The following is a 25,369-nucleotide window of genomic DNA, read 5'->3' as shown; positions in this document are numbered from 1 at the left end:
CTCACGAGGAGGCGGGTTCTTTTTTTATGAAGGATCTGAAATATAGACACTGCGTCCAGCACGCATACCGGATAAAAACATGAAAAATAGGATGATGATAAAGATGATAATCGCTGGTGTCCATGTATGTGTGGAATCAAAAAGGATACCAATCATGAACGGCCCAACAGCAGCTAATAAATAACCGAGAGACTGCGCCATTCCAGAGAGGGCAGCTGCTTGTTCCATATTGGTTGTACGTAAACCGATAAATGTGAGGGCAAGACTGATACTGGCCCCTTGTCCAATGCCGATCAATAGAACAGAGATGACAAGGATAGGCGTCGATCCTCCGAGAAGAAGTCCAATCATGCCGAGTAAATACACAAGGACAAGGCCGACGACAAGCGGTCTTTGCGTTTTTAATTTTTCTGCAAAAACGGGCGTTAAGAAGGTGGATGGCAGCCCAACAAACTGCATAATGGACAGCATCCAGCCAGCTGTCGACAGGTTCATTCCATGGGATGTTAAGATATCAGGAAACCATGCGATGCTGCTATAGAAAAGGAATGACTGCAACCCCATAAAAAAGGTCACCTGCCATGCAACACGTGAACGCCATATTGGCTGCTCTGTAAGAGAAATACTTTTGACGGCCGCTGTATTCTGATGAAGAAGCTGCGGCGCCCAAACCATCATGGCGAGAAGGGCAAGTCCAGCCCATACAAGGAATGATGTATTCCAGCCGCCAGGCATCGTATGACTGAGCGGAACACTGACACCTGATGCAAGTGCAGCGAAGACGGACATTGAAGTCGTATATACACTTGTCATCAAGCCTGCATGTCCAGGAAATTTATGCTTCACAAGCCCCGGTAAGAGCACATTACAAATCGCAATTCCAACGCCGACCAGCGCTGTTCCAATCATTAAGAAGGTGATGGAGCCAAACGAGCGAATCACAATCCCAAAGAGAAGGACGGCAAGTCCAAGCCAGAGGGTTCGTTCATTGCCAAGTCGTTTTCCGATTTTAGGGGCAATTGGAGAAAGCAATGCGAATGAGAGCAGTGGTAATGTTGTAAGAAAACCCGCCAGTCCATTTGAAAGCTGTAAATCGGAACGAATCGCGCCGATAACAGGGCCAACGGATGTAATGGCAGGCCGAAGATTAAATGCAATAAGCAAAATCCCAGCAATCAGCAGGATGGTTTGTCCTGTACTGCGAGGATGTAATGTTGATTTTTCTAGTTGTTGTTCCATGAATGTAAACTCCTTTATTTCTTTAAGAAGAACGATCTTTCTTCTGTTCAAGCTCCGCTAATTTAGCTAATAAGATATGCTGCGGCATATGCATGATTTGTTCTAACGGTACATTGAGTGATGCAGCAAGCTTTTGTGCGGTATCGGCTGAGATTTGTAAAGGTCTCATGCGCAAATCCCTCCTCTTTCAATCTATACGTTCCAATATATCATATCGGCTTTGTGCCATGCTGATAAAAAATTAGCGTTCTCTTTGATAAAACCACTTTAGGGCCGATAAGAAATTTTTTTGAAATTGTTTCAGATGATGGCCCTCCCCTTGTTCGATGTGATATTGCAGCTGCCTTTCTTGCATCCCTTTCTGTAATAAAAGGTCATGTAGTTGTTTGTTGAATAAAGGCATGTGCTGTTGAGCAGATGTTTTGCCTTTCCCTTCTTCACTGCCTACAGACAAATAAATAAAGTGATCCACACACTGAATGCTTTGTTGTTTAGCAAACGGTAGAAAATCTTGATACCAAAATGACCCGGAGATCGATGCGATGTTTTTAAAAAGATCAGGGTGCATGAATAAAGTATAAATAGCAAACAGCCCGCCTAATGAAGCACCTACGTGGCTATGTTCATGACAGGTCTCTTGAACTGGATATTCTCTTTTGATATATGGGAGTAAGTCATTCGCTAAAAATGACACATACGTCTGTGCCTCACCTTTAAAGTCAGGAAACCCAGATCGCAGTGATGACGCCTTCCATGGTGTATATTCGTCAAGTCGATTGAATGGGTGTATGCCGACAATGATGATTGGTGAGATGGTTTTGGTTTCGATCATTCTTTCGATCTCTAGCAGGTGTGTTCTAAACAAAGAAGAGCCATCTTGTACAAAGACAGCTGGAACATCAATAGAGGTGTCCTGTGGAAGGTAAATATCAAGCTGACGCCCATTAAACTCTTCATATAGAAACGTTCCGTTCATGTGTATCCTCTCCTAAAGGTTTTCAACTGCGTTGAAAAGAAGACAAAGGGCTAAACAATTTAGCCCTTTGTCAAAAATCTGATCACGCATCTGTTTAGTTGTTTTGATCTAACCATTTGACAGCCTTATCAAGGAAGGTTGTTTTGCTTAGTGCTGTTCCTCCTTGAAGCATAGGATCAACGGCATTTTCATTGATGTGCCCATTTTTCACAGCTTTTAGGCTTGTCCAAATTTTATTTTTCTCTAAGTCCTTCAATGCATTTGGATTCGAGGAGTTTTCCTCTTTAGAGAACTGAACAAAAATATAGTCAGGATTGAGTTCGCCTAGGCGCTCCAATGAAATCAATGCTTGTGCTTTGGCTTTTTTGATATCACTTGGTGCTGTAAATCCTAAGTCCCCATATAAGGTCGAGTTGAAGTATACGTCTTCAGGGTAAACGTACAGGTCGCCCTGTCTAATGCGCAAAATGACAGCTGTTTTGTTGCTGCTTTTGTCTTTCAAGGTTTCTTTCGCTTGTTTGAGATCTTTCTGATAATCAGAAATGATGTTTTTCGCTTCTTTACTTTTTCCAGTCAGTTCACCGAGTAATAATAGATTGCTTTCCCAGTCAGAAGAGACATGGGATACTGGGATCGTCGTTTGGACTTTATCCAATTTTTTAATTGTTGCAGGCGGGAACTTGGTTGATCCGAGTATCACATCTGGTTTTAGTTTTAGGATTTTTTCCAGGTTCGGTTCTGTTTTTTCACCGATACCTTCTGTTTTCGCTGTAATGTCTTTAAATAATTCAGGGAATGTGCCGCCTACAGTAGAAGCACCAATAGGCTCGATACCAAGTAATTTTGCATCTTCCATTGATTCAAGGCTTCCAGCAATGACAATTCGTTTCACTGGTGTTTTGAGTTTGTACGTTTGATCTAAGTAGTTGATATTTGTTTCTGCTGTTTCAGCTGACTTGCTTTTGGTCGTGTTTGAAGCAGGTTTATTTTCTGCAGCACCACAGGCTGCTGCGGTGATCGTCATGATACAAAGGATAAGCAATGCGAACCATTTTTTCATTTGTTTTCTCCTTTAACTGATAATTGTTCTCAATTAAAAATTGTAGTAGTCTTTTGTCCTTTTATCCATAGACAATGATCTGTCAAATGATGGACTTTTTACGGAAAAAAAGATAAAAGGTCCTGAATGACTCGTTGATGACTGGCTGCTGTGTATTCACGCCAAGGGTCAGAAGTGAGCGGATAGACGGCTTGCTGCGTCACAGCCTTGAGATTTTGCCAAGACTCCTGCTGTTTTAATTTTTGATAAAAAGCAATGGTTTTTGGCTCCTTATGCAGGAAGAGGAAGATGGCGTCTGGATCTAGCTGTTGTATAGAGCGAATGCTGATTTTCTTTTCTATTAGCTGGCCGTCATTCTGAAAAGCTGGCAGAAGGCCAATATCTTGAAAAATTACTTCTGACATGGTGCGATTCACAGACAAATAGAGCTGATCTTGAAAGATACGAAGAGGCAGGACGGTTTTTGGTGGATGATCAAAAAGGCATGCCTTTTTCGCTTGATTGACGAGTTCCTCGTAATGAATCAGCCATTCTTCTGCTTCGTTCGCTTCATTTAGGAACATAGCTGTTTGTTTGAATTGAGTGCGCCAATCTAATTGTGTGAATGGAACAAAGTGAACAGGACAGATGGTTTTTAACACTTGTTTTTCTTCCTCTGTCACATGATCATTGGCAATGATCAGCTCAGGTTTTGTTTCTTTTAATAGCTGTAAATTGGCTTCAGCGTGCTCGTTGATCCGATGTGCACTCAGGTGAATCGGAATTTCTTCTGCATGATGCTCAAAATCATGTGCTGTCCACTTAGGGTGAAGAGGGGCAGCATATGGGATGATATGAATGGGTGTGAGCTGGCCGAGTATGGAATGGCCATAGGCTGCAATTTTCCGCTGACGGCTTTTCATATAAGTAGAAGGGGTCATGCCCGTTTTTTTCTTAAAGATGCGGCTGAAGTAATACGGATCTTGATAGCCGATTTCCAGTGCAATGTCTTTGAGCTTTACGTTGCCTTTTGCGATTAATTGTTTGGCTCTAGCCATCCTTTTCTTGGTGATATAATAAGTGACACTCACATCAAAATGCTTTTTAAATAGCTCGCTGTAATGATTGGCGCTGATGCCAGCCATATGAGATAGACTTGTCAGGCTGAGGGGTTCTTCGGAATGTTGATCGATATATTGTTTTGTTTTGAAAAGGGCATGTGCCGTGTCACAAATATCTTCTTTATGCAGTGTGAAAAGCTGCATAATGAGCTCCTGAAAAAGAGTTTGGCTTCTAAAAAAGCTAATGGATTCAGGTCTTTGCCATTCCTCTGTCATATCGGACAATAAAGAATGAATATGTTCAATCGAGCTAATATCGATAAATTGCCATTTATTCAGTAAAGAACGGGCATGTTCCGTTGATACTTCTCCTATGTTTTGATTTTGCAGCGTGTAGAGCTGAAAGCGAAACAGATAGAGCTCGTGTTTTTGATAAGGCTCTGTTTTTAACATAAATGTTTCCCCAGGCATGATTGTATAGAGTGTCAGATGTTTCAATCGCCATTTTTGATCGTTCAATGTGAGTAAACCGCTGCCGCTTATGCTGAAGAGGAGGCAGAATGTATCTGATAGCTGCTGCTCTGTATGTGGAAGCTCTGCATTATTTATTTTTTCAGTATATGTTAATCGGTAGATGAATTGTTCGGCATTTGCCAATGTACGTAATTGATTGTTGTTTCCCATAAAACCACCTGATCTCTTATTGATTGATAAACATTCTCAATTAAATTGTAGCAGAAAGAGCTGAAAGATGGTGATGTTTATTCTGTCAAAAAAGCACCCTGATGGAGATCAGGGTGCGGTGATTTATTCCGTTTTTCCATGTGCTAGCGCAGGTTCTTTTGTTAAGCTTAATGGCCGCAAGTCCTGCCAGTGTGTCTGGATATAATCGATGCAGGCATTTCTAGTGTCTTCCCCAAAGACCTTTTCCCATCCATCTGGCACTGGTGCAAATGATGGCCAAAGTGAATGCTGTCCTTGTTCATTGACCAGCACAAGAAATACACCGTCTTCACGATCAAAGGGATTTGTCATTTGTCATCTCTCCTTTATTCTTAGTGCTTTTGTTTGACCCGATGCAGTGCGTTGTCTAAGATGACACCAATTTCTGCTAGGGGTTTAGGCTGGCACATGTCTTTGTGCCGGCAATGAATGTCGTGCTGTTCGATTGTTCCGTTGATATAAGGTGCCCATGCTTCGGGATCAATTGGTGTAAACCAATCTGGGATAATGGTAGATCTAAAGAATAATATGTCCCCCTGATAAGTTTTTGGCTGATATTCTCCGAGCAATCGAACTGAATTCACATAGGTTTCTTTTAGATTTCTAATGGCATCTTCATTTAAGCTAGCTAGTGCACTGCCATCTTTTTTCAAGATGTCGATGGCACTTTTCATTGTGAGCGGTTCACCTGTTAAGGTATCTGGATCATAACCGCCGAGCGCAAGAAGAGCGATTAGTGCTTCTTCTTCATCAGGTGCTGCTTTAATCGGTAAGAAATGGTTCGGATAGGCATCCAGCATCGCAACGAGTGCGATTTCTTCACCTTGCTGCTGGAGCTGTGTAGCCATAGCCTGAACAACGTTTCCGCCTAATGACCAGCCAAGAAGATGATAAGGGCCTTTTGGCTGAATCGTTTGGATGTGCTTGATGTAATCCGCAGCCATATCATCTAGTGTGTGCGGGTAGTCATCTTTTCTTGCGATTCCTCGAGCCTGTAATCCATAAATAGGGATGTCTTTTTCTAATGTATTCAAGAGACCTGCATAGCACCAGCTAAGACCACCTGCTGGATGAACACAGAAGAGTGGATATCTTTCTCCATTTGTTCGCAGCGGCAGCAGGATTTCTAGTGCGTTTTCATCGCTTCCTGTTTCTAGTTTCTCTGCCAAACTTGCCACATTTGGTGCTTCAAACAATGTTCCAATGCTTAGTTTGACACCAAGTGCATCACGAATGCGGCTGATTAAACGAACTGCAAGCAGTGAGTGTCCGCCAATGTCAAAAAAGCGATCGTCTATGCTGATTTTAGGCAAATCAAGCACCTCTTCAAAGAGATGACATAGGATTTCCTCTTTCGGATTTCTAGGGCCGCGGCCATCTGCTTGCTGCATATGCAATTGAGGTGCTGGCAGTGATTTTTGATCAAGCTTCCCGTTTGCTGTAAGCGGCATGGCGTCAATCTGTACATATGCCGCGGGCACCATGTAATCAGGAAGACTGGCTGCTGCAAAATGACGAAGGGTCTCTGTATCGAAACGGTTTTCTTCAGTTGGGACGATATAGGCGACTAGGCGTTTGTCGCCAGGCTGATCCTCTCGCATCATGACGGCAACTTGTGCAACTGCATCGTGGCGTGCCAGAACGGCTTCGATTTCTCCAAGTTCAATGCGGAAGCCGCGTATTTTAATTTGATGATCAGCTCTGCCAATGTAATCAAGAGCCCCTTCTTCTGTCCAGCGCGCAAGGTCACCTGTGCGATACATCCTTGTGCCAGGTGCGCCATAAGGATTGGCAGGGAATCGATCTGATGTCAGGTCAGGTCTGCCTAGATAACCTCTTGCAAGGCCAGCTCCAGCTACATACATTTCACCTGTCGTTCCAGGGGGAACAGGCTGCAGATATTCATCTAGAACGTAAACGTGTAAATCAGGAATCGGTTCGCCTATTAAACTGCTGGAGTTCTTTGTGATCATATCTCGATTGAGTTCATTGTACGTAACGTGTACGGTAGTTTCTGTAATGCCGTACATGTTAATGAGCTTTGGCTTACAGTCTGAGTGACGGCTGTACCAATCTTCTAATCTGCTAAGCTCTAATGCTTCACCGCCAAAGATGACATAGCGGAGTGATAATGTTTGGCCTAGTGTTTGTTGTTCCTTGTCTATCTGCATGAGCTGATAGAAGGCAGAAGGTGTTTGATTAAGTACAGTCACGCCTTCCTCAACTAGAAGCTGCAGCATCTCTTCTGGGGAGCGAGAGATGGTATGAGGTACAATGACAAGCCGGCCGCCATATAAAAGTGGTCCCCATATTTCCCATACTGAAAAGTCAAAGGCATATGAATGGAACATTGTCCAAACATCATCTTCATCAAAGTGGAACCAATGTTCAGTAGATGTCAGAAGACGGATGACATTTTGGTGTGGGATGACCACTCCTTTTGGTTTCCCTGTAGAACCGGATGTATAAATAATATAGGCCGGATGCAGAGAAGATAGCGGCTCAATTCTGTCTATATCAGCCGGATTGTGATTTGGCATTGTCAGCAATTGATCGCTCGTTTCCTTTTCGTCTAACAAAATCAAATCGCAATCAGCAGGGAGGTGCATTGCATCTGCTTTTGTTGTGATGCTGCAAACTGGTTTGGCATCTTGTATCATGTATGCCAGCCTGTCTGCTGGATAATCAGGATCAAGCGGAACATAGGCTGCGCCTGCTTTATGAACGGCTAATAAGCTTATGAGCATATCGATTGATCTAGGCAGGGCAAGTGCAACGAACTGTTCTGGTCCAACGCCTCTTTCTATTAATAAATGAGCAAGACGATTGGCTTTGTTGTTTAACTCACCATAGGTCAGCTGCCTCTTGCCATCCGTTACTGCGACTCGATCAGGAGATTGCTGCGCCGTTTTTTCAAATAAAGCCGAGAGACTATGTGCTTGGTCTAACTGAGCAATTGTCTTTTTGTCAGGGAGAAATGTTTGCCGCTCTTTATCTGATAAAATGTTCACTTGACCAATCGGCAGATGCGGGCGCTCAGCTACCTCTGTTAAAAAGCGCTTCATTCTGTCAGCGATTGCTCGAATGGTGCTTTGTTTAAATACATCTGTGCTGAATTCAAACAATCCTGTTAATCCCGCTGCTGACCCAGTTTCCGTTCTTTGTTCTGCCAATTCGATTGTCAGATCAAATTTAGCTGACCCTACTGGTTTCACGTAAAGATCTGAGTCAAGTTGTGTCAGCTTCATTTCTGCCTTCGGTGTATTTTGGAAGGCTAGCATGACCTGGAACAATGGATTTCTTGATCTGGACCGGGTTGGGTTTAGGATTTCAACTAGCCGTTCAAATGGCAGATCCTGATGCTCATAGGCTGCTAGGTCAACGTCTCGCACTCGCTTCAATAGCTCACTAAAGGTTGGATTACCAGCTGTATTTGTACGTAATACTAGTGTGTTCACAAACAAGCCCACAATATCGTCAAGTGCATCGTCATTCCGTCCAGCAATTGGACTGCCGATTGGGATATCTGTACCGGCCCCAAGGCGTGTCAGTAATGCTGCAAGTGATGCTTGAAGCACCATGAACAAACTCACTTGATGCTGCTTTGCAAGCTCAAGGAGGTTCTGATGTAAAGCGGGTTCAATCGTAAAGTCTATCGTCGCACCGTTGAAGCTTCCTTCCTGTGGACGCGGGAAGTCATAAGGCAGTTCAAGTTCTTCAGGCAGGTCATGTAAGGCACCTTTCCAATAGCTGAGCTGCTTGGCAAATAGACTATCCGCCTTTTCTTCACTGCCCAACAGCTTCTGCTGCCAAATAGCATAGTCAGCATATTGAACAGGTTCTGCTGGCAAGGAGATGGATTTTCCTTGTATACGGGCTTCGTAAGCAGCAGCTAAGTCTCGCGTCAATGGTGCAAGTGACCAGCCGTCACCAGCGATGTGATGCAGCAATAGAAGCAGTACGGATCGGTTTGCATCAAGCGTGAATAATTCAGCTCGAAGTGCAGGTTCTTCTTCAATCTGAAAGCTATAGCGAATGGCTTCGTTTAACTGATTCTCAATTTGTTGATCGCTTGAAGCTGTGACATGGAGTTCAGGCTGAACACTTTTCGGGTGTAAAATGACCTGTCTTGGCATGCCGTTCTTATTTGGAAAAATGGTTCTAAGGGTTTCGTGTTTTTCAGTGATATCTGCCAAAGCACCAATGAGAGCTGTTTGATCTAGTGTACCTGTCAGTTGAATGACAAGTGGAATATTGTAAGTTGGACTTGGCCCTTCAAGGCAATGAAGGAACCAGAGCCGTTTTTGGGCAAAGGATAATGGAATTTCATCTGGTTTGTCTTCAACCTGAAGCGGCGGCCGAATGTCCTTCGCTTTGTCAATGTGCTGCACAAGCTCAGCAACCCGAGGTGATTCAAAAATGGTACTCATACTTAGGTCTGCACCAAGTGTATCGCGTATACGTCTAAGCAGGCGAGCGGCGAGTAAGGAATGTCCTCCTAAGTCAAAGAAACTATCATCTATGCCAATTTGAGATAGGCCAAGGGTTTCTGCAAATAAACTACATAACATGTCTTCTTGTGGTGTTCTAGGTGTACGCTCAGAACTAACTAAAGACATATTTGGTGCTGGTAATGCTTTGCGGTCGATTTTACCGTTTGGTGTAAGTGGAAGTTCTGGCAAAACGACAACAGCAGAAGGCACCATGTAATCAGGAAGTAATGCAGCCGCAAACTGCCTGAGCTCTGAAGGGTGCAGAGAAGACCGGTCTGTCAGCACAACATACGCACAAAGCAGCTGCTGCCCAGGTTGATCCTCACGAACGATAACAGATGTATGCTTTATGGCTTGATGCTGCATCATCACTGTTTCAATTTCACCTAGTTCAATACGGAAGCCGCGGATTTTAATTTGATGATCGGCACGGCTGATATAATCAATTGAACCATCTTCACGCCATCTGGCTAAATCACCAGTACGATACATTCTCGTGCCTTTTGTGCCGAATGGATCAGCGACAAAGCGTTCAGCCGTTAAATCATATCGTCCAAGATATCCTCTGGATACTCCTTCACCTGCAATATAAAGCTCACCGATTGATCCTGCTGGGACTGGGTTTAGTCCTTCATCTAAAATGTAAATGCTCGTATTCCAAATGGGTTTACCAATTGCCGGTCCACTATTTTCTCGATGTGCTGTGACATTTTCCATCGTAGACCAGATCGTCGTTTCTGTAGGTCCGTACAAATTAGTAATGTCACATTGAAGAGATTGCAATGTGTGCAAAAGGGAGGCAGGGAGTGCTTCACCTCCAACAAGAACACGCATACCTGTGATCACATCAGGGTATTCATCTGCCAACGCATGCCACAACGTTGGCGTTGCCTGCATGATTGTGACATGATGAGAACGAATCATGTCTGAAAGCTTTGCTGGTTCTTGTATGGTTTCTTTTTTTGCCAATAAAATAGCAGCCCCATGTAAAAGCGGGAGGAACATTTCCAGCCCAGAAATATCAAAGGCAATGGTCGTTACCGCTAAAAGCTGGTCTTTTTGATCTAATAAAAATGAATCTTGCATGGACAATATAAAGTTGATCACATTTCGTTTTGTTACAACAACACCCTTTGGTTTACCTGTCGATCCTGACGTGTAGAGGATGTAAGCTGGGTGATGTGGAGAGCCCTCGCTCCAAGCCGGATTGATGTGCGGACTGTCTGCTATGTCCTGATGAACAGTTGAATCATCCAGCTGAACGATGTGCGGATGGTCCAAACCGTCTGCTGTCTCTTTGACTGTGAGCAAGCACGCTGGTTTGGCATCTTCTAGCATATAGGCGACACGATCGTTAGGATAATCAGGGTCTAGTGGCAGATATGCGGCTCCCGTTTTGACGACGGCTAATAGACTTACGACCATATTGATGGACCGAGGCAGAGCAATTGCGACAAATTGTTCTGGTCCAATGTCATGTTTTTTCAAATAATGAGCTAATTGATTAGCCCGCTGATTCAACTCCTCATAGGTCAAAGTAATTCCTTCATACTGTAATGCTTTTGCTTGTGGTGTTTTGCTCACTTGTTTTTCAAATAGTTCCCGTAAAGATTCCTTTGGTAATTCTCGTTTTGTATCATTCCAGTGCTTGAGGATGTTCTCTTTCTCTTCAGACAAAAGAAGGTTGAATTGACTGATCGTTTGATCTTGCTCTAGTCCGGTTATTTCCTCCAGCAATTGAAGAAAACGCTGCTGATGAGCGTCAACTGTTTGCTCTTTGTAAACGGCAGGGTTTGCATCAAAGTCGATTTGAAATCCGTTCCCATCCGCGCGGTCGTATATGTTGATCGATATATCATCCACGGGTCCTGCTGAGAGGTTATGTGCTTGACCCATGCTCTGATCGAACATGAGATCATAATCAAATGGCATGATATTGATCTGTGGGCCAAATAATCGCTGATTTCTTCCGATAAGTTTAAAGTCTCTCCGCATGTCCTCGTGGCGATATCGTTGATGAGGGCGAATGGCTTTTAGTTCATCAGATACTTGGCGAACAAGTGCTGATAGCGTCATTTCTGGTTTGCATGTTAAACGAAGCGGTACCAGGTTCATGACCATTCCGGGTGTTTGTAAGGCGCACGATCCAAGGCGCATCATCACAGGTAATCCTAAAACAATATCATGTGCACCAGTCATACGATGCATATATAAAGCGGATGCAGCAAGGATCATTTCATGCCACGTACCACCGAAGGCTTGAGCATTTCTTTTCATTTTGCTTACCTTTTCGGCATCGAAGCCAGCCGTTTTTCGAATAAAATGATCCGACGTTCTTGGTGCAAGCTCAGCAAGGCTGACAACTTCAGGTTGATCAGCAAAGCGATTTTTCCAAAACGCTCGATCAGCTTCATATCGATTGGACTGTCGATAAGTGGACTCCTCTTGAACTACGTCATGTAAGGCTCCAAATGTTTGAGGAGGCACAGGTGTCCCTTGCGATAGGGCTGAATAGACCTCAGCAACACGACGTGCAATGAGCGAAAAGGCGAATCCATCAATGGCAATGTGATGAATGCGCTGATACCAGATAAATCGGTCGTCAGCAAGCTGAAAAAGTACTTCACGGAATAATACATCTTTCTCTAAAGAGACTGGTGTTGAAAGATCTGCCTTCATCCATGCTTTAGCCGCATCAATCGGCTGTTTTTCATTTTGTAAATTGACATATTGAAATGGGATTTCTTTCTTAGATGTCATCCATTGCTTTGGACCGTCAGTATCTTCAATGAAGCGCATATACAAGGAATCTGCTTCTAAGACAGTCTTTCTAATGGCGGCTTCAAAATGTATGGGATCAATAGGACCTTTAATCTCTATATACTCAGCTGTATTGAAAATAGGATTAGCTGGATCAAGCTGCTGCGCGTACCAAATGCCTGATTGGGCACCGGTTAGCGGGAATGAATCGACTGACTGGATCGACAAGGGTCTATTCCTCCTTTACAAGTAATCGATATTTGGGATAGATGGCTGTTTTTCTGGGAAAAGAAGAGTCCGCCAATGGGCGAGCGTTGGATTTGCTGCAAGCTCAACGAAATTGACTGTCGATCCTTGCTGCCTCCACTTTTCCGCTAGGCTCATCATTCTAATAGAATCAAGTCCAAGGTAGACGAGATTCTCGTCAAGCGGTATTTCATTTGGCTCGATTTGGAGATACTCAGCTACTTGGTGAACGATGGCCTCAAAGGATAAATCATCACTGTTTGCTTCTTGTCCTGTTAAACGATTGATGATTTGGTTTGTCGTTGTGGTGACTGCACAGCGTTCAGCTGCATAGGTCATGGCCATTTTGTGATGTTTCAGTGAAAAGTCAGCGACGGCATCGGCGACAAAAAAGGTTTCAATATCGAGCATGAATGCTTCTGCGGCTGTCAGCATACAGCCAATATGTGCATATACGCCAGTAATGATCAGTTGATCACGCCCGCTTTCTTGAAGGATATCCAAAAAATTAGATTTTTTGAATGCGCTATAACGCCATTTTGTCAGCATTGTATCTGCCTCAGATGGAGCAAGCTGATCAATGATTTTTGTCAATGCTTCATCATCACCAAGTCCAGGTCCCCAAAAATCTGTTAATAAGGCACGATCCTTCGGGTCTTGGTCACCAGGTTGCGCTGTATAGACGACGGGGATTCCAAGTTCATTGCATGTATCACGTAATTGTTGAATATGCTGCACTAACTCTGTGATCGGTGATGTATCTTGTTGAAATGCATTTAAAAAATATTGCTGCATGTCATGTATCAGCAGAACAGCACGTTTCGGATCTGGTATCCAGTTCACTTTATTTTCGGGTAAATCTTGTGTGCTTGGCATTGGATATGCAGGAATAGTAGGGATTGCCATGGTTTTCACTCCTCTTTTTTATACGTTGGCAGTATGGGTTGCAGCTAATTCTCTTAATGCTTTTTTACTGACTTTGCCTACACCTGTTTGCGGGAACGCATCGATCCATTCAATGCGGTCGGGAATTTTAAAGGCTGCGAGCCCGCGTTCTCTTAGAAATGATTTTAAGATGTGCGGTGCTGGTTTGTTGTTTCCTTTCGCGATAACAAAGGCACATGAGCGTTCGCCAAGAAATGGATCTGGCATAGACACCATGGCGGCATCATGAATGTCAGGATGCGCAAGTAAATGGTTTTCAACTTCTTCAGCGGCAACTTTTTCGCCGCCACGATTGATTTGATCCTTGTCTCTGCCTTCTACAACAACATTTCCTTCTTTGGTTAATCGCACGATGTCACCTGTTCTGTAAAAGCCATCGGGTGTAAATGCTTTTTTGTTTTGTTCATCGGCTTTATAGTAGCCGCGAATCGTATAAGGTCCTCTTGTTAAAAGATGTCCAGCCACTTCATGCAGGACGGGCTTGTCCTCATCATCTACCACTAGTACCTCATCATATTCAGACATTGGGCGTCCTTGTGTATGAATAATGACATGTTCAGGATCATCTAATCTGGTATAGTTGACCAGACCTTCTGCCATGCCAAAAACTTGCTGTAACTTACATCCAAGTGTAGGCTTCACTCGTTTTGCTGCCTCAGCACTGAATTTAGCACCACCGACTTGTAAGACTTCAAGACTCGATAAGTCATCTGACCGATGAGGAGCGGCCTCTAGCCAAATCAATGCGATAGGTGGAACGACAGCGGTAATGGTCGCCCGTTCTTTTTCAATGAGTGGAAAGACGACATCAGGGCTTGATCCAGGTGCAAGAACGACTCTTCCGCCTGCGTATAACGTTCCAAGGACGCCAGGCGAGCTTAATGGATAGTTGTGCGCAACTGGAAGTGCAGCTAGATACACACTTTCTTGTGTGAGCTCGCACACCTCATTGCTTTTCCAAAGACTATAAATATAGTCATCATGTGTACGAGGAATGAGCTTTGAAAGGCCTGTGCTGCCTCCAGATAACTGAAGAAACGCAATATCGCTTGCCTCTACATGAATTTGAGGATCAAGAGCTGGGTCCTTTCGCAGATCATCCAAGCAAAGGAATTCCTCAGCTTCCCCTGCAACAATGACATGAGGTAATGAGGGAAGCTTTTCTTTCACTTGACGTGCGAGTGATCGATAATCAAAGCTGCCATCAATATCTGGTATGACATATGCATCTGCTTCGGCAAACTCAATAAAATAAGTGATTTCACTGCTTCTATGAGATGGCAGAGAGAACACGGGTAAAGCACCGATTCGAAATAAAGCGAAAATGACTTCAAAAAAAGCAGGAATGTTAGGAAGCTGCACGACAACTCGACTTCCTTTTTGAATTCCAAGCTGATGAAAACCGGCAGCAAGACTGCTGACGCGCTGATCAAGTTCTTGGTAGCTTATGTGCGTATCAGCGTATGTAATGGCTGTTTTATTTCCTAACGATGCGGCGCGTTCACGAAGCATACCGCCAAAGGTTTCCCCACGCCAACAGCCGTTTTCACGGTAGCGTTTTGCAAATTCTTCTGGCCATGTAGGTGGTTGAACAAACATGTTTTTGTCATCTCCTATTTATTTTTATCACTGATGGATGCCCATCGCGTGAAGCATCGTGTTGAATTTTGCAGATGTTTCAGCTAGCTCTTCTTCTGCCTTTGATCCTTTGACCACTCCTGCACCAGCAAAGAGACGCAGGGAGTGACCCTCAGCTTCTGCACAACGAATGGTGACAATCCAATCACCATCACCATTTGCATCTGCCCAACCGATCATTCCTGTGAAAAATCCTCGATCGAAGGGTTCAATCGCTTCAATGGCTTCACGTGCATCTGCTGTAGGTGTTCCGCATACTGCGGGTGTTGGATGAAGGCTAAGCGCCAAATCAATTGAGGACACACCGGAATCTATTAAGTCACCTTTGACCACAGTAGATAAATGCCACATCGTTTCTGTTTGTATGACGGATGGTGATGCAGGCACATCTAGTGTATGACAGTATGGAGTAAGCGCTTTAGTGACAGCTTCAACAACCACTGCGTGCTCGTGTAAATCCTTCGCTGAGGTAAGGAGTTCATCGCGGCGGCGCTGGTCTTCTACTGGATCTGAACTGCGCGGCCGGGAACCAGCAAGTGGATTGGAAATCACAGATGAACCGGTTTTAGAAAGGAGCAGCTCAGGGCTTGCCCCAAGAAGTGTGCGCTTTTGGGAAGACTTCGGATCAGCTACATTTGCAGCAAACGTATAGCCAGTCGTATTATGACGAGCCAGTCGTTCGAGTATTGTTTTCGTAGGAATGTCTTGATTTGATTTGAGATGGAGAGATCGAGAAATGACGATTTTGCTAAGCTCTCCTTTTTCAATTTTAGCTAACCCTTCGTTCACACCATTCATGTAGACTTCAGGAGAAGGGTCAGGTGTCACCTCATAGGATGGCGATGCCGCTTCTGACTCCTCATCACCTTGTTGAAATTCGAGTGGATCACTAAACTGTACATGGACTGGTACATTTAAACGAACGGGCTGCGCCGGATCAAATGGGACAGCACCAGCCACAATCGGTGTTTGAATTCCAGCTTGTTTGGCATCTTCAAATACGTGCGCTACCCTTGTGGATAGTTCATTTAGCTGATTGGTTTCAATATGCTGGAAAATCCCTTCGGCAAGTATCGTGCGTTTAGGTGAAGCAAGAAAAAAAGCGCCTGGCTGATAGTCTTGAAGCAATTGTACTTTTTCTTCGGACGACAATAATGAATGTTTCATGAAAAGGCCTCCTTTTAAATGAAATGCTAGATTCCGAGTGTTGCGCCGCCATCGATCGTGAGATTCTGCATCGTAATATGACTGGATTGCTCAGATGCAAAGAAAATGACTGCATCAGCGATATTTTGAGGATCAGCGATTTTTTGTAAAGGAATACCGGTTTTATACGTCTCTAGTGAACCTTTAATCACCTGATTTTCTCCTTGTTTATCAGGCCATAAAGCCCATTGCATAGGCGTTGCGGTAGACCCAGGAGAGACGACGTTGCACCTGATTCCATAGGCAGCCAGTTCCAATCCAAGCGTTTTTGTAAATGAAGTGGCTGCTGCTTTTGAAGCGGCATAGGCAGCCATATTCATTCTAGGAATGGCACCTGCGTTAGAGCTGACGGTCACAATGACCCCTTCTGATCTTTTCATCATGTATTTGGAGACAGCTTGAGATACGTAAAAGACACCATGTGTGTTGACTGCGAAAGTTTGTTGCCAGTCATCTGCACTAAGCTGGTCAATAGAACCCATTCGAAGAATGCCTGCTACATTGACCAGTAAATAAATGGGGCCAAGCTGCTTTTCAATTTGATCGACCATGTGCTGAACAGATGCTTGATCGGTAATGTCACCTGGATAGGCAAAGGCACGTATGCCTTCATCCTTCATTTGCTGGACGGTGCTTTGCAGCTGATCTTCTTTTACGTCAACTGCTGCAAGAATCGCACCTTCTTCGGCTAGTCTTTTTGCGACTGCTTGTCCAATACCCTGTCCTGCGCCTGTGATAAGGACAACTTTTTGAGATAGACCACTGTGTTTCATGTGTTCACTGCCTTTCCTTCATGTCTGTGGTTGTGAAAGGATCATCATGATAGAGTGCAAATCGAAAAGCGTCATTCATCAGCACCGGTAAAACGGACGTATGTCCTTCTTTAGGGAATTCGTGATAGGCTGTATGCAAGCCATATGAGGATAAAGGCAGCATACGATTTGCTAGTGAATTTGCATGATCATTCATTTGACACGGATGATGTTTTTCTAACTCACCTACACCTACAAGCAGCCTGACATCCATAGGCATCTGACGTATATGGCTGGTGAATTGGTGTTCTTTTTCTAGAAATAATTTTTTGTTCCAGTGGATAGAAGGACTGCCTGCAATATATGTTTGATAAGCATCAGGGTGCTCAAATAGTGTGTGTAATACAAAAAGACCGCCAAGAGAGTGCCCAAATAGTGTTTGACGACTCTGGTTGATCGGAAAGCGCTGCTCGATATAAGGCTTTACAATCTTTTCTAAAAAAGAAAAGAACGCAGAGGCGCCGCCATATGTATGGGTGGAGAAATCCTTTCTTTTGTCACCAATGGAAGCGTCAGGGCCGGTTAGAGTGAGATCATAATGCCTGAGCGGATGATAGGGCGCTTCTGTCTGATAGCCAATTCCAACAATGATGGCAGGTACAACACCTGTTTTTTCGGGTCTTCTTGACTGTAAACGAATGGCTTCGACCATTGTGCCAAAAAGTGAATTCCCATCAAGCACGTACATGACTGGAAAACCAGCCGCTGGAGGAGTAGTATTCGGTTTAAATATAAAAAGTCTGTATGGGTGTGCTGTGATATCCAGTTGCTCCGTCCCGGGTATAAAAAAAGGACGGCTTTCTCCGAAAAGAGAATCCTCAGTACCCATTCCTTCAGGGCGTTTGGACATGTGTAAAAAATCCCCTTCCTCAAATTGACTCTCATATGCTGATAAAAGCAGGCTTGCGGATATAGGATGAGTGTAGAGATTGAAGAATGGTCCCTTCAAATGAAAATGATTCTCAATTATCACGCAAGCAAATCAAATGATAATGGTTATCAATTATGAAGTCAAATGTTCATTAAGTGGTGTAATTGATAATTTAATCTAAATTTTCGGAAAATAAAGGACTAAATAACTACCAAATGAATGGAAATAGGGAATGCCGGACTGAGTCATTTAAAAAGAGGAGAAATGCCAAAAGACCTTGACCGTCACGGGATATTTACCATTTTCTTCTGTTTGATTCAGGAATATATATAGGTTTTTCTTCTTGAAATCATTTTGAGGAAAAATAAGTCTATAGACCTTCTTGTATTTTTAGGAAAAAAGAGGAGAATTTTTCGAAAAGCTGGTGAGCATATCTCACAACTTATTCAATCTCATGCGTAAATTCATATACAATTTTCTAAGGAAGACAAGATCGAAGGGAATGTAGGCAGAATGAAAACTCCATTAGGAAAGCTAAGGCTAAAACTGCTTGAACATCAGTTCAAATTGAAAAATTCGTTTACAGTGGAAGAATATCATGAAATGAAGCAATCATTACATGAAATACGGATGACATTTGCGGCCTATGAACAATGGGATTTATACCAGCGGGCCACCGATATGATCACCATCCTCCTCTTTCAACACGCCCTCAAGCAAAACCACCATTAACACCTTCACTTTTTATGAGCAGCGTATTTCTTATGAAAGGACGGTGCTGTTTTAAAGTTGGCCAAATATCATATAGCATCAAAAATGCGGAAATGAAAAAAGTAAGGGATGTCCCCTTACTTTTTGATCAATTGGTGTACATGTCTGTAAACACCATTCAATTAGAATCCATCTGTGACATCATATTCGTAACGAATATCGGCTTTGACATTGCTCATAGTAGATCTCGCAGTAGCCTTTGCGTTGTACTTAAAGCTCCATTTTTGAGCCACTCTTAATTGATCTTCCAGAGAAATACGGTAAGAACCACTTGTTGCAGATGAAAAAACGGATTCGTTCCAAATCTTGTTTTCATCAGCCATCAGTTTGTGTGTGACATTTCCTTGGTTAGGCGATTGGGTACTAGTTGTTGAAATCGATTTAACGATTGCATTTTTAGGGATAGAAGAATTGTTCGTTAAATCCATTGTAATGATAGAAGAATCAACTCCTAAAAAATTCAAAGAAGTATTCCCCAGGTTGGTAGCGGTCCCCGTAAAGTTGAATGTACTATTTCCAGATTTAATTCGATCTTGAATGGATACAGTAAAATACATATTTCCTGTATATGTGCCACGAGTTACTTTCACAAAATAAGTTTCTGAAGTTGAAGTAACTTCATCAGTATTGGCAAAAATAAACGGCGTAATTGAATCAGGGTTAATCACCCTACTTCTTTCATCTGAACTTTTCGAATTATACACCTCGATTTTCATCCCTGTATATTGCTTATTATACGAACTTCTGACATAAACTCTTTCACCTTTATTGATCGTAAACTGATAATACGCTTCATTTTCACCTTCAGGTAAGATTGTTGTATCTGGGCGACTATTTTTCCAATATCCCATTGAGCTTGCTGTGTTAGGGCTGTTATTCCCCGTAATCGCTGCTTCTGCTGAATTAGGTGCAAAAAAACTAGTAACAAGCACTAATACCAATGCAGGTAACAAAAAACGTTTGAAGATAGTATTTGTCATATTTTAACCCTCCTTGTAATAATTACTATATCGGATCGAAACTAACAAATTTTAACTGAATTGCCGATATATTTAATAATCACTATTTTTTTAAAAAAGGAGAATCAAAATGAATATTAACTCGTCATACACGGCAGTTGCTTCAAACAATCAGAACCGAATAGACTCTAAAGATCAATCAGCTATTAAAAGTACAAACGAGGTGATGACCGAAGCTGATAGAAGAATGAAAATTTTAGATGAAAAATACCAAAAAATAAATGAACAAAATAAACGATTCAAAGATCCTCATGGTCATATATTTGATAAGTATCGAAATCCAAACTCCCCTTATTTCAGAAATGATTTAACTAAACCGGAAAGAGAGGCGGCTTACTCTATTGAAATTGGATGGGCTAATAGTGGAACAGGAGGACATTTTAATTCTAATGATGCCGCCTTTCGTAATGAAAAACGGTATGACCCTACCCAAGAAAGTGTAGAAAAGAAAATACTCAATCGCCAAAAAGTGAACGAACAAATACAAGATTTATTCTCTAAAAACGGGATATCCCTTCCTAAAAACACAAATCTCACTTTTACCATTGACCCGAACAATTTTAAATTGGTGGTAAGTGGTTCAAAAGACGAAACGCTGATGAAACAAATAGAAGACTTATTAAATACAACCAACAATACAAGAGAATTATTTTTCCATATCATGAAAAGCAGAAATGATGATTCTACTCAATTCACACCGGATTCTCTGGCAAAGTTCCATCTTGTTAATCAAATCAAAACGGTCACAGGCTACAATTTAAAGGATTTAAGCATTGTAAATGGTCAATTTGTAACGGATAACGGAACGAATATTTTTGATCTATACAAAGAAGAACTTCTTAAAAATCCATATACAGCAGAAAATGCGCGCATTGGCGCTTCACATTACGGAGCACAGCTATTTGACCTAGCGAAAAACGGGTTTGACTCTATTCCCGATTTAGTTTTATCTATTGGTTATCAAAACGGTTCCTTATATGACATTGGACAAAAGGTGAATTACGGAGTATTAAAGTGAAGATAAATACATCGAATACGACAGCTGTTCTAAATAAGCAGAACCTTCCAGACTTCAATAGCCATCCAGCTATTAAAAGTACAAATGAGGTGATGACCGAATCTGATAGACGGATGAAAATATTAGATGAAAAATACGAAAAAATAAATGAACAAAATAAACGTTTCAATGATCCTCAAGACCATATATATAATAAGTATAGAAACCCTTACTCTTCTTATTTCAGAAGTGATCTAACAAAACCGGAAAGAGAAGCTGCTTACATTATGGAAATGAGTTGGGCAAGGAATAATAAAGGTGGACAATATGACTTCAATGATGCCATCTTCCGTAATGAAAAACGGTACGATCCAACCCAAGAAAGCGTAGAGAAAAAAATATTCAATCGTCAAAAGGTCAACGAACAATTACAAGATTTATTCTCTAAAAACGGGATATCCATTCCTAAAAACACAAATCTCACTTTTACCATTGACCCGAACAATTTTAAATTAGTGGTAAGTGGTTCAAAAGACGAATCGCTGATGAAACAAATAGAAGACTTATTAAATACAACCAACAATACAAGAGAATTATTTTTCCATATCATGAAAAGCAGAAATGATGATTCTACTCAATTCACACCGGATTCTCTGGCAAAGTTCCATCTTGTTAATCAAATCAAAACGGTCACAGGCTACAATTTAAAGGATTTAAGCATTGTAAATGGTCAATTTGTAACGGATAACGGAACGAATATTTTTGATCTATACAAAGAAGAACTTCTTAAAAATCCATATACAGCAGAAAATGCGCGCATTGCCGCTTCACATTACGGAGCACAGCTATTTGACCTAGCGAAAAACGGGTTTGATTCCATTCCAGATTTGGTGTTATCTATCGGTTATCAAAACGGTTCTTTACAAGACATTGGGCAAAAAGTGAATTATGGGGTTAAGAAAACGATAGACTAGAAAAACGCATCCGAACATGCCATGTTGAAGCGTCGATTACATGTGTGAACGGCAACAAATCGAAATTCCATTAGCGATAAGAAAGGACTCTATAACAATTGATGTTACAGAGTCTTTTCTATTGAAATGCGCTGGTTTGCACAAAATATCAACATGGTAATTTTGACTATAGTCGATGTTTTTCACTTTTTTATTGATGAAAATGTTAAAATGATGAGTAGCGTATTTTTTTATGAAAGGACGGTGCTTGGCATGACGGAACTTCTCGATGACCGGCTGCCGCCGCAAAATATAGAAGCCGAGCAGGCCGTATTAGGTGCTGTTTTTTTAGAACCATCTGCGCTAACGCTCGCTTCTGAGGTATTAATTCCAGAGGATTTCTATAGAATGTCGCATCAAAAGATTTACAATGCGATGCTTGTACTTGGCGATAGAGGAGAACCGGTCGATCTTGTCACGGTGACATCTGAGCTTGCCAATACAGATTTACTAGAAGAGGTAGGCGGAATTTCGTATTTAACCGACATTGCGAACTCTGTCCCAACTGCTGCAAACATTGAATACTATGCAAAAATTGTAGAAGAAAAATCCATTTTAAGACGTCTGATCCGTACGGCGACAACCATTGCACAAGATGGGTATACGCGTGAGGATGAAGTAGAGGACCTGCTGAGCGATGCGGAAAAGACCATTATGGAAGTGGCGCAGCGTAAAAACTCAGGAGCCTTTCAAAACATTAAGGACGTTCTTGTTCAAACATACGATAATATTGAACAGCTTCATAATCGCAAAGGCGATATCACAGGGATTCCAACGGGTTTCTCTGAGCTTGACCGGATGACAGCTGGATTCCAGCGAAATGATTTAATTATTGTAGCGGCCCGTCCATCAGTAGGGAAAACCGCCTTCGCATTGAACATTGCCCAAAATGTCGCGACCAAAACGGATGAAAGTGTCGCCATCTTTAGTTTAGAGATGGGTGCTGAGCAGCTCGTTATGCGTATGCTTTGTGCAGAGGGGAATATCAATGCACAAAACCTAAGAACCGGTAATCTGACAGAAGAAGACTGGGGCAAGCTGACAATGGCGATGGGCTCGCTGTCAAACAGCGGAATTTTCATTGACGATACACCTGGAATCAGAGTAAGTGAAATTCGCTCGAAATGCCGCCGATTGAAGCAAGAAAATGGTCTTGGCATGATCCTGATTGACTACTTGCAGCTCATTCAAGGGAGTGGGCGATCAAGCGATAACCGTCAGCAGGAGGTTTCTGAAATTTCTAGGGCATTAAAATCGCTGGCAAGGGAGCTTGAAGTTCCGGTTATTGCCTTGTCTCAGCTTTCCCGTGGGGTAGAGCAGCGCCAGGACAAACGTCCGATGATGTCTGATATTCGTGAATCAGGAAGTATCGAGCAGGATGCCGATATCGTGGCATTCCTTTATCGTGATGATTACTATGACAAAGAATCAGAGAATAAGAACATTATCGAAATCATTATTGCCAAACAGCGTAACGGTCCCGTTGGTACAGTATCACTGGCGTTCGTCAAAGAATATAACAAATTCGTCAACTTGGAAAGAAGATTTGATGATGCGGGTGTTCCGCCCGGTGCTTAAAGCCCAGCTCAAGAAGCTGGGCTTTTTTGATTGATCTACATCGAAAGAATGATTGAAAAAACAATCAAAATGAGGAGGAGAGAGAAAAAGAGAGAGCGTATACTAAAAGGAGAAAAGGAGTGAAGACTGATGAAATTTCAACAGTTTGAAGCCGCTCAATTACGTATCGCACGCCCAACCGTCAACATGAAAGAGGTTGTTTCCTTTTATGAAGAAGGCTTAGGGCTCAAACGAATAGGCTCATTTGATCGGCATGAAGGGTACGATGGTGTGATGCTCGGGCTGCCTCACCAGCATGTTCATTTAGAAATCACCAAACATGAAGAAGAAGACAGCCTGCCCGTCCCGCATCCAGAACAGCTGCTTGTTTTCTATATTCCAGATGCAGAAGAATTTCAGCAAATGAAAGAGAGATTGCTCTCATTTGGCGGACGCCATGTCACCTCTACGAATCCATACTGGGACCGGGGAGGAGCAACCATTGAAGACCCAGATGGGTATCGAGTTGTGCTGATGAACACAGATGGTATTACACCTGTTTAAAAAAGACGCCCATTGTTGGGGGTCTTTTTTTATTTTGATAAACAGCTTCTTGTCATTATAGTTGGCTTAAATAAGTAGAAGGGAAGGGCGGATGTCTCCACCCCCATACAGAAACATACAAAGTTCGATAATCAAAGTGATAACGAGAAACGCGTAATTTGATTTTGTTGTCCTCCGTCTCATCCACATACATCCACCAGCTGCTAGGCGACTCTGTCAGCTCTTTAGCGACCTTGTCAATCATCCATTTTGAATGAGGATAACCCTTTTCGGTTTTGCAAATGGGCTGAAGACGCGCACAGCCTTTTCCTCGTCATGAAAATTATTCACGCTTATGTCATCAACGTCCGGAAGAGCATTGGTGACAGCTCTTTTAATCAATTCAGCAAAATTGATTTTCAAACTCGGATTCCTTAAAACTAAATCAAAAGGAGTACAGAATATAATCTCTGTACTCCTTTAACTTCAAATGAAAAATCAATCTTGAGATAAATAAATCCATTTTTTTTGGTCAAATTCTTTAATCTCATCTGATCCTATATGACGTAACATTCTATTAAAGAAAGTAATTTTATCTTCGTCATCATGATCATATAAATCCTCTAGAACATATTCTCTAATAATGAAATTAGTCAAACTTGTATTATTAACGAAATTAGAAAAATATTCTTCTACAAGAGTTAAATCGTCTTGTTTTAATTTTTCATGAGTAATGATTGAAATATGAAACACATTCAAATACGATTGAATATCTTCTTCATCCATATAACATAATGGCTCTAGTTTTCTGTCTTCTTCTGTAAATGGTTTTCTAGTATCCTTAATAATTACGTAACATAAGATTAGATTGTCTTTCATCACACTAAAAATTTCTAAGTCACGTAATTTTAAAACCCTATTAAGTTCTTGTATCATAATTGCCTCCTATTTTCTAACCAAATACTAAGCGTGGAGCATTTAATAACGCGTTTATTGTTATACCGGTTAAAGACGCTATTGTTACAAGATACCAAGGATTCAATACTATATCAAGCCAGCTATGGTTAGAGATTTTTTTTCGTTCTGCATTTAATTTTTTCTGTTTCTCTAGTCCTCTTTTCCAGTCCTTGGTCTTTTTTACATTTTTTTGTACTTTTTTAGGTACTCCAGCTGAATCTAAAGTCTTACCATGACTTTTACCTCCAGTAAGCCTTTCAGCTCCTTTAATACGTCCTTTTTCAACATGTACATGCCAATCATTATCTGTTCCCTCAACATGTGGTCCCTCAACACGATATTTCCAACCAGGAGAGCCAGGTACTGGTTTCATTTCAGCAGCTTCTGCTGTGCTGCTTCCAATGCTCAAAAGCATAGTCGAAAAAAGTAAAGTAAATATCATTGTTAAAATAAGATTTTTTTTCATAAATACCTCCAAATTATATATTGTCTTGAAAAGAATA

20 protein-coding genes are annotated in these 25,369 nt (G+C 42.1%); 5 read left to right on the top strand and 15 right to left on the bottom strand.

Translation table 11 applies throughout. The features are described 5' to 3' along the window. Positions 1-24: 24 nt before the first annotated feature. The 12 genes from NSQ25_RS18720 to NSQ25_RS18665 form a co-directional block, all read right to left on the bottom strand. Complete coding sequence (locus tag NSQ25_RS18720) at positions 25-1,239, bottom strand: MFS transporter (protein ID WP_326135992.1); 1,215 nt, start codon at positions 1,237-1,239, stop codon at positions 25-27. Positions 1,240-1,261: 22 nt separating this feature from the next. Beyond that, a complete protein-coding gene (locus tag NSQ25_RS18715) occupies positions 1,262-1,408 on the bottom strand; it encodes a YycC family protein (protein ID WP_064498621.1) in 147 nt (48 codons plus the stop codon). A gap of 72 nt (positions 1,409-1,480) precedes the next feature. Continuing rightward, positions 1,481-2,215 (bottom strand): alpha/beta hydrolase-fold protein, encoded by a 735-nt coding sequence (locus NSQ25_RS18710; protein ID WP_070326261.1) that lies wholly within the window; start codon positions 2,213-2,215, stop codon positions 1,481-1,483. A 94-nt stretch (positions 2,216-2,309) separates the two neighbouring features. Beyond that, positions 2,310-3,275: an iron-hydroxamate ABC transporter substrate-binding protein gene (locus NSQ25_RS18705; protein ID WP_034283615.1), complete on the bottom strand. Its 966-nt coding sequence runs from the start codon at positions 3,273-3,275 to the stop codon at positions 2,310-2,312. A gap of 98 nt (positions 3,276-3,373) precedes the next feature. Further along, positions 3,374-4,999: an AraC family transcriptional regulator gene (locus NSQ25_RS18700; RefSeq protein WP_144496508.1), complete on the bottom strand. Its 1,626-nt coding sequence runs from the start codon at positions 4,997-4,999 to the stop codon at positions 3,374-3,376. Between the two features lie 123 nt (positions 5,000-5,122). After that, positions 5,123-5,350: an MbtH family protein gene (locus tag NSQ25_RS18695; protein ID WP_025093680.1), complete on the bottom strand. Its 228-nt coding sequence runs from the start codon at positions 5,348-5,350 to the stop codon at positions 5,123-5,125. Between the two features lie 20 nt (positions 5,351-5,370). Beyond that, on the bottom strand, positions 5,371-12,519 hold the full coding sequence (locus NSQ25_RS18690; RefSeq protein WP_326135991.1) for a non-ribosomal peptide synthetase: 7,149 nt from the start codon (positions 12,517-12,519) through the stop codon (positions 5,371-5,373). 15 nt (positions 12,520-12,534) lie between these two features. After that, entirely contained in the window at positions 12,535-13,443 is a 909-nt protein-coding gene (locus tag NSQ25_RS18685; protein WP_326135990.1) for an isochorismatase family protein, read from the bottom strand. Positions 13,444-13,461: 18 nt separating this feature from the next. Further along, complete coding sequence (locus NSQ25_RS18680) at positions 13,462-15,081, bottom strand: (2,3-dihydroxybenzoyl)adenylate synthase (protein WP_326135989.1); 1,620 nt, start codon at positions 15,079-15,081, stop codon at positions 13,462-13,464. Between the two features lie 27 nt (positions 15,082-15,108). After that, positions 15,109-16,287 carry an isochorismate synthase DhbC gene (gene dhbC / locus NSQ25_RS18675; protein ID WP_046312584.1) on the bottom strand — a complete coding sequence of 393 codons (1,179 nt, stop codon included), beginning with the start codon at positions 16,285-16,287 and terminating at the stop codon, positions 15,109-15,111. A gap of 26 nt (positions 16,288-16,313) precedes the next feature. Then, positions 16,314-17,099 carry a 2,3-dihydro-2,3-dihydroxybenzoate dehydrogenase gene (locus NSQ25_RS18670; RefSeq protein WP_046312587.1) on the bottom strand — a complete coding sequence of 262 codons (786 nt, stop codon included), beginning with the start codon at positions 17,097-17,099 and terminating at the stop codon, positions 16,314-16,316. 4 nt (positions 17,100-17,103) lie between these two features. Then, a complete protein-coding gene (locus NSQ25_RS18665) occupies positions 17,104-17,988 on the bottom strand; it encodes an alpha/beta hydrolase-fold protein (protein ID WP_046312589.1) in 885 nt (294 codons plus the stop codon). Positions 17,989-18,522: 534 nt separating this feature from the next. Between NSQ25_RS18665 and NSQ25_RS18660 the strand changes: the two genes are divergently transcribed. Next, on the top strand, positions 18,523-18,741 hold the full coding sequence (locus tag NSQ25_RS18660) for a hypothetical protein (protein ID WP_041118429.1): 219 nt from the start codon (positions 18,523-18,525) through the stop codon (positions 18,739-18,741). A gap of 161 nt (positions 18,742-18,902) precedes the next feature. Here NSQ25_RS18660 and NSQ25_RS18655 read toward each other — a convergent pair whose 3' ends face one another. Then, positions 18,903-19,760: a hypothetical protein gene (locus NSQ25_RS18655; RefSeq protein ID WP_034283603.1), complete on the bottom strand. Its 858-nt coding sequence runs from the start codon at positions 19,758-19,760 to the stop codon at positions 18,903-18,905. Positions 19,761-19,869: 109 nt separating this feature from the next. Here NSQ25_RS18655 and NSQ25_RS18650 point away from each other — a divergent pair, with 109 nt between their 5' ends. From NSQ25_RS18650 to NSQ25_RS18635, 4 genes are all read left to right on the top strand, one after another. Further along, a complete protein-coding gene (locus tag NSQ25_RS18650) occupies positions 19,870-20,817 on the top strand; it encodes a DUF4885 family protein (protein ID WP_326135988.1) in 948 nt (315 codons plus the stop codon). Further along, positions 20,814-21,770, top strand: a complete 957-nt coding sequence (locus NSQ25_RS18645; protein WP_101677475.1) for a DUF4885 family protein — start codon at positions 20,814-20,816, stop codon at positions 21,768-21,770. Before NSQ25_RS18650 ends, NSQ25_RS18645 begins: the two co-directional genes overlap by 4 nt. A 252-nt stretch (positions 21,771-22,022) precedes the next feature. Further along, positions 22,023-23,387 carry a replicative DNA helicase gene (gene dnaB / locus NSQ25_RS18640; RefSeq protein WP_003214779.1) on the top strand — a complete coding sequence of 455 codons (1,365 nt, stop codon included), beginning with the start codon at positions 22,023-22,025 and terminating at the stop codon, positions 23,385-23,387. A gap of 129 nt (positions 23,388-23,516) precedes the next feature. Further along, positions 23,517-23,930: a VOC family protein gene (locus NSQ25_RS18635; protein ID WP_065215020.1), complete on the top strand. Its 414-nt coding sequence runs from the start codon at positions 23,517-23,519 to the stop codon at positions 23,928-23,930. Between the two features lie 477 nt (positions 23,931-24,407). Here the strand turns inward: NSQ25_RS18635 and NSQ25_RS18630 are convergent, their stop codons facing one another. Continuing rightward, positions 24,408-24,845 (bottom strand): terpene synthase, encoded by a 438-nt coding sequence (locus NSQ25_RS18630; protein WP_326135987.1) that lies wholly within the window; start codon positions 24,843-24,845, stop codon positions 24,408-24,410. 16 nt (positions 24,846-24,861) lie between these two features. Continuing rightward, positions 24,862-25,332 carry a hypothetical protein gene (locus tag NSQ25_RS18625; RefSeq protein ID WP_326135986.1) on the bottom strand — a complete coding sequence of 157 codons (471 nt, stop codon included), beginning with the start codon at positions 25,330-25,332 and terminating at the stop codon, positions 24,862-24,864. Between the last annotated feature and the right edge of the window lie 37 nt (positions 25,333-25,369).

The sequence above is a fragment of the Bacillus sp. FSL R5-0512 genome (assembly GCF_038593295.1).
Taxonomy (GTDB): domain Bacteria; phylum Bacillota; class Bacilli; order Bacillales; family Bacillaceae; genus Bacillus; species Bacillus safensis.
Note: the sequence above shows the minus strand (reverse complement) of the source record. Positions and strands in the feature narration are given on the sequence as shown.

Excerpts from the sequence above, each read along its gene's own strand:
- NSQ25_RS18720 (WP_326135992.1), bottom strand. The coding sequence starts at position 1,239 with ATGGAACAACAACTAGAAAAATCAACATTACATCCTCGCAGTACAGGA.
- NSQ25_RS18715 (WP_064498621.1), bottom strand. The coding sequence starts at position 1,408 with ATGAGACCTTTACAAATCTCAGCCGATACCGCACAAAAGCTTGCTGCA.
- NSQ25_RS18710 (WP_070326261.1), bottom strand. The coding sequence starts at position 2,215 with ATGAACGGAACGTTTCTATATGAAGAGTTTAATGGGCGTCAGCTTGAT.
- NSQ25_RS18705 (WP_034283615.1), bottom strand. The coding sequence starts at position 3,275 with ATGAAAAAATGGTTCGCATTGCTTATCCTTTGTATCATGACGATCACC.
- NSQ25_RS18700 (WP_144496508.1), bottom strand. The coding sequence starts at position 4,999 with ATGGGAAACAACAATCAATTACGTACATTGGCAAATGCCGAACAATTC.
- NSQ25_RS18695 (WP_025093680.1), bottom strand. The coding sequence starts at position 5,350 with ATGACAAATCCCTTTGATCGTGAAGACGGTGTATTTCTTGTGCTGGTC.
- NSQ25_RS18685 (WP_326135990.1), bottom strand. The coding sequence starts at position 13,443 with ATGGCAATCCCTACTATTCCTGCATATCCAATGCCAAGCACACAAGAT.
- NSQ25_RS18680 (WP_326135989.1), bottom strand. The coding sequence starts at position 15,081 with ATGTTTGTTCAACCACCTACATGGCCAGAAGAATTTGCAAAACGCTAC.
- dhbC (WP_046312584.1), bottom strand. The coding sequence starts at position 16,287 with ATGAAACATTCATTATTGTCGTCCGAAGAAAAAGTACAATTGCTTCAA.
- NSQ25_RS18670 (WP_046312587.1), bottom strand. The coding sequence starts at position 17,099 with ATGAAACACAGTGGTCTATCTCAAAAAGTTGTCCTTATCACAGGCGCA.
- NSQ25_RS18665 (WP_046312589.1), bottom strand. The coding sequence starts at position 17,988 with ATGTCCAAACGCCCTGAAGGAATGGGTACTGAGGATTCTCTTTTCGGA.
- NSQ25_RS18660 (WP_041118429.1), top strand. The coding sequence starts at position 18,523 with ATGAAAACTCCATTAGGAAAGCTAAGGCTAAAACTGCTTGAACATCAG.
- NSQ25_RS18655 (WP_034283603.1), bottom strand. The coding sequence starts at position 19,760 with ATGACAAATACTATCTTCAAACGTTTTTTGTTACCTGCATTGGTATTA.
- NSQ25_RS18650 (WP_326135988.1), top strand. The coding sequence starts at position 19,870 with ATGAATATTAACTCGTCATACACGGCAGTTGCTTCAAACAATCAGAAC.
- dnaB (WP_003214779.1), top strand. The coding sequence starts at position 22,023 with ATGACGGAACTTCTCGATGACCGGCTGCCGCCGCAAAATATAGAAGCC.
- NSQ25_RS18635 (WP_065215020.1), top strand. The coding sequence starts at position 23,517 with ATGAAATTTCAACAGTTTGAAGCCGCTCAATTACGTATCGCACGCCCA.
- NSQ25_RS18630 (WP_326135987.1), bottom strand. The coding sequence starts at position 24,845 with ATGATACAAGAACTTAATAGGGTTTTAAAATTACGTGACTTAGAAATT.
- NSQ25_RS18625 (WP_326135986.1), bottom strand. The coding sequence starts at position 25,332 with ATGAAAAAAAATCTTATTTTAACAATGATATTTACTTTACTTTTTTCG.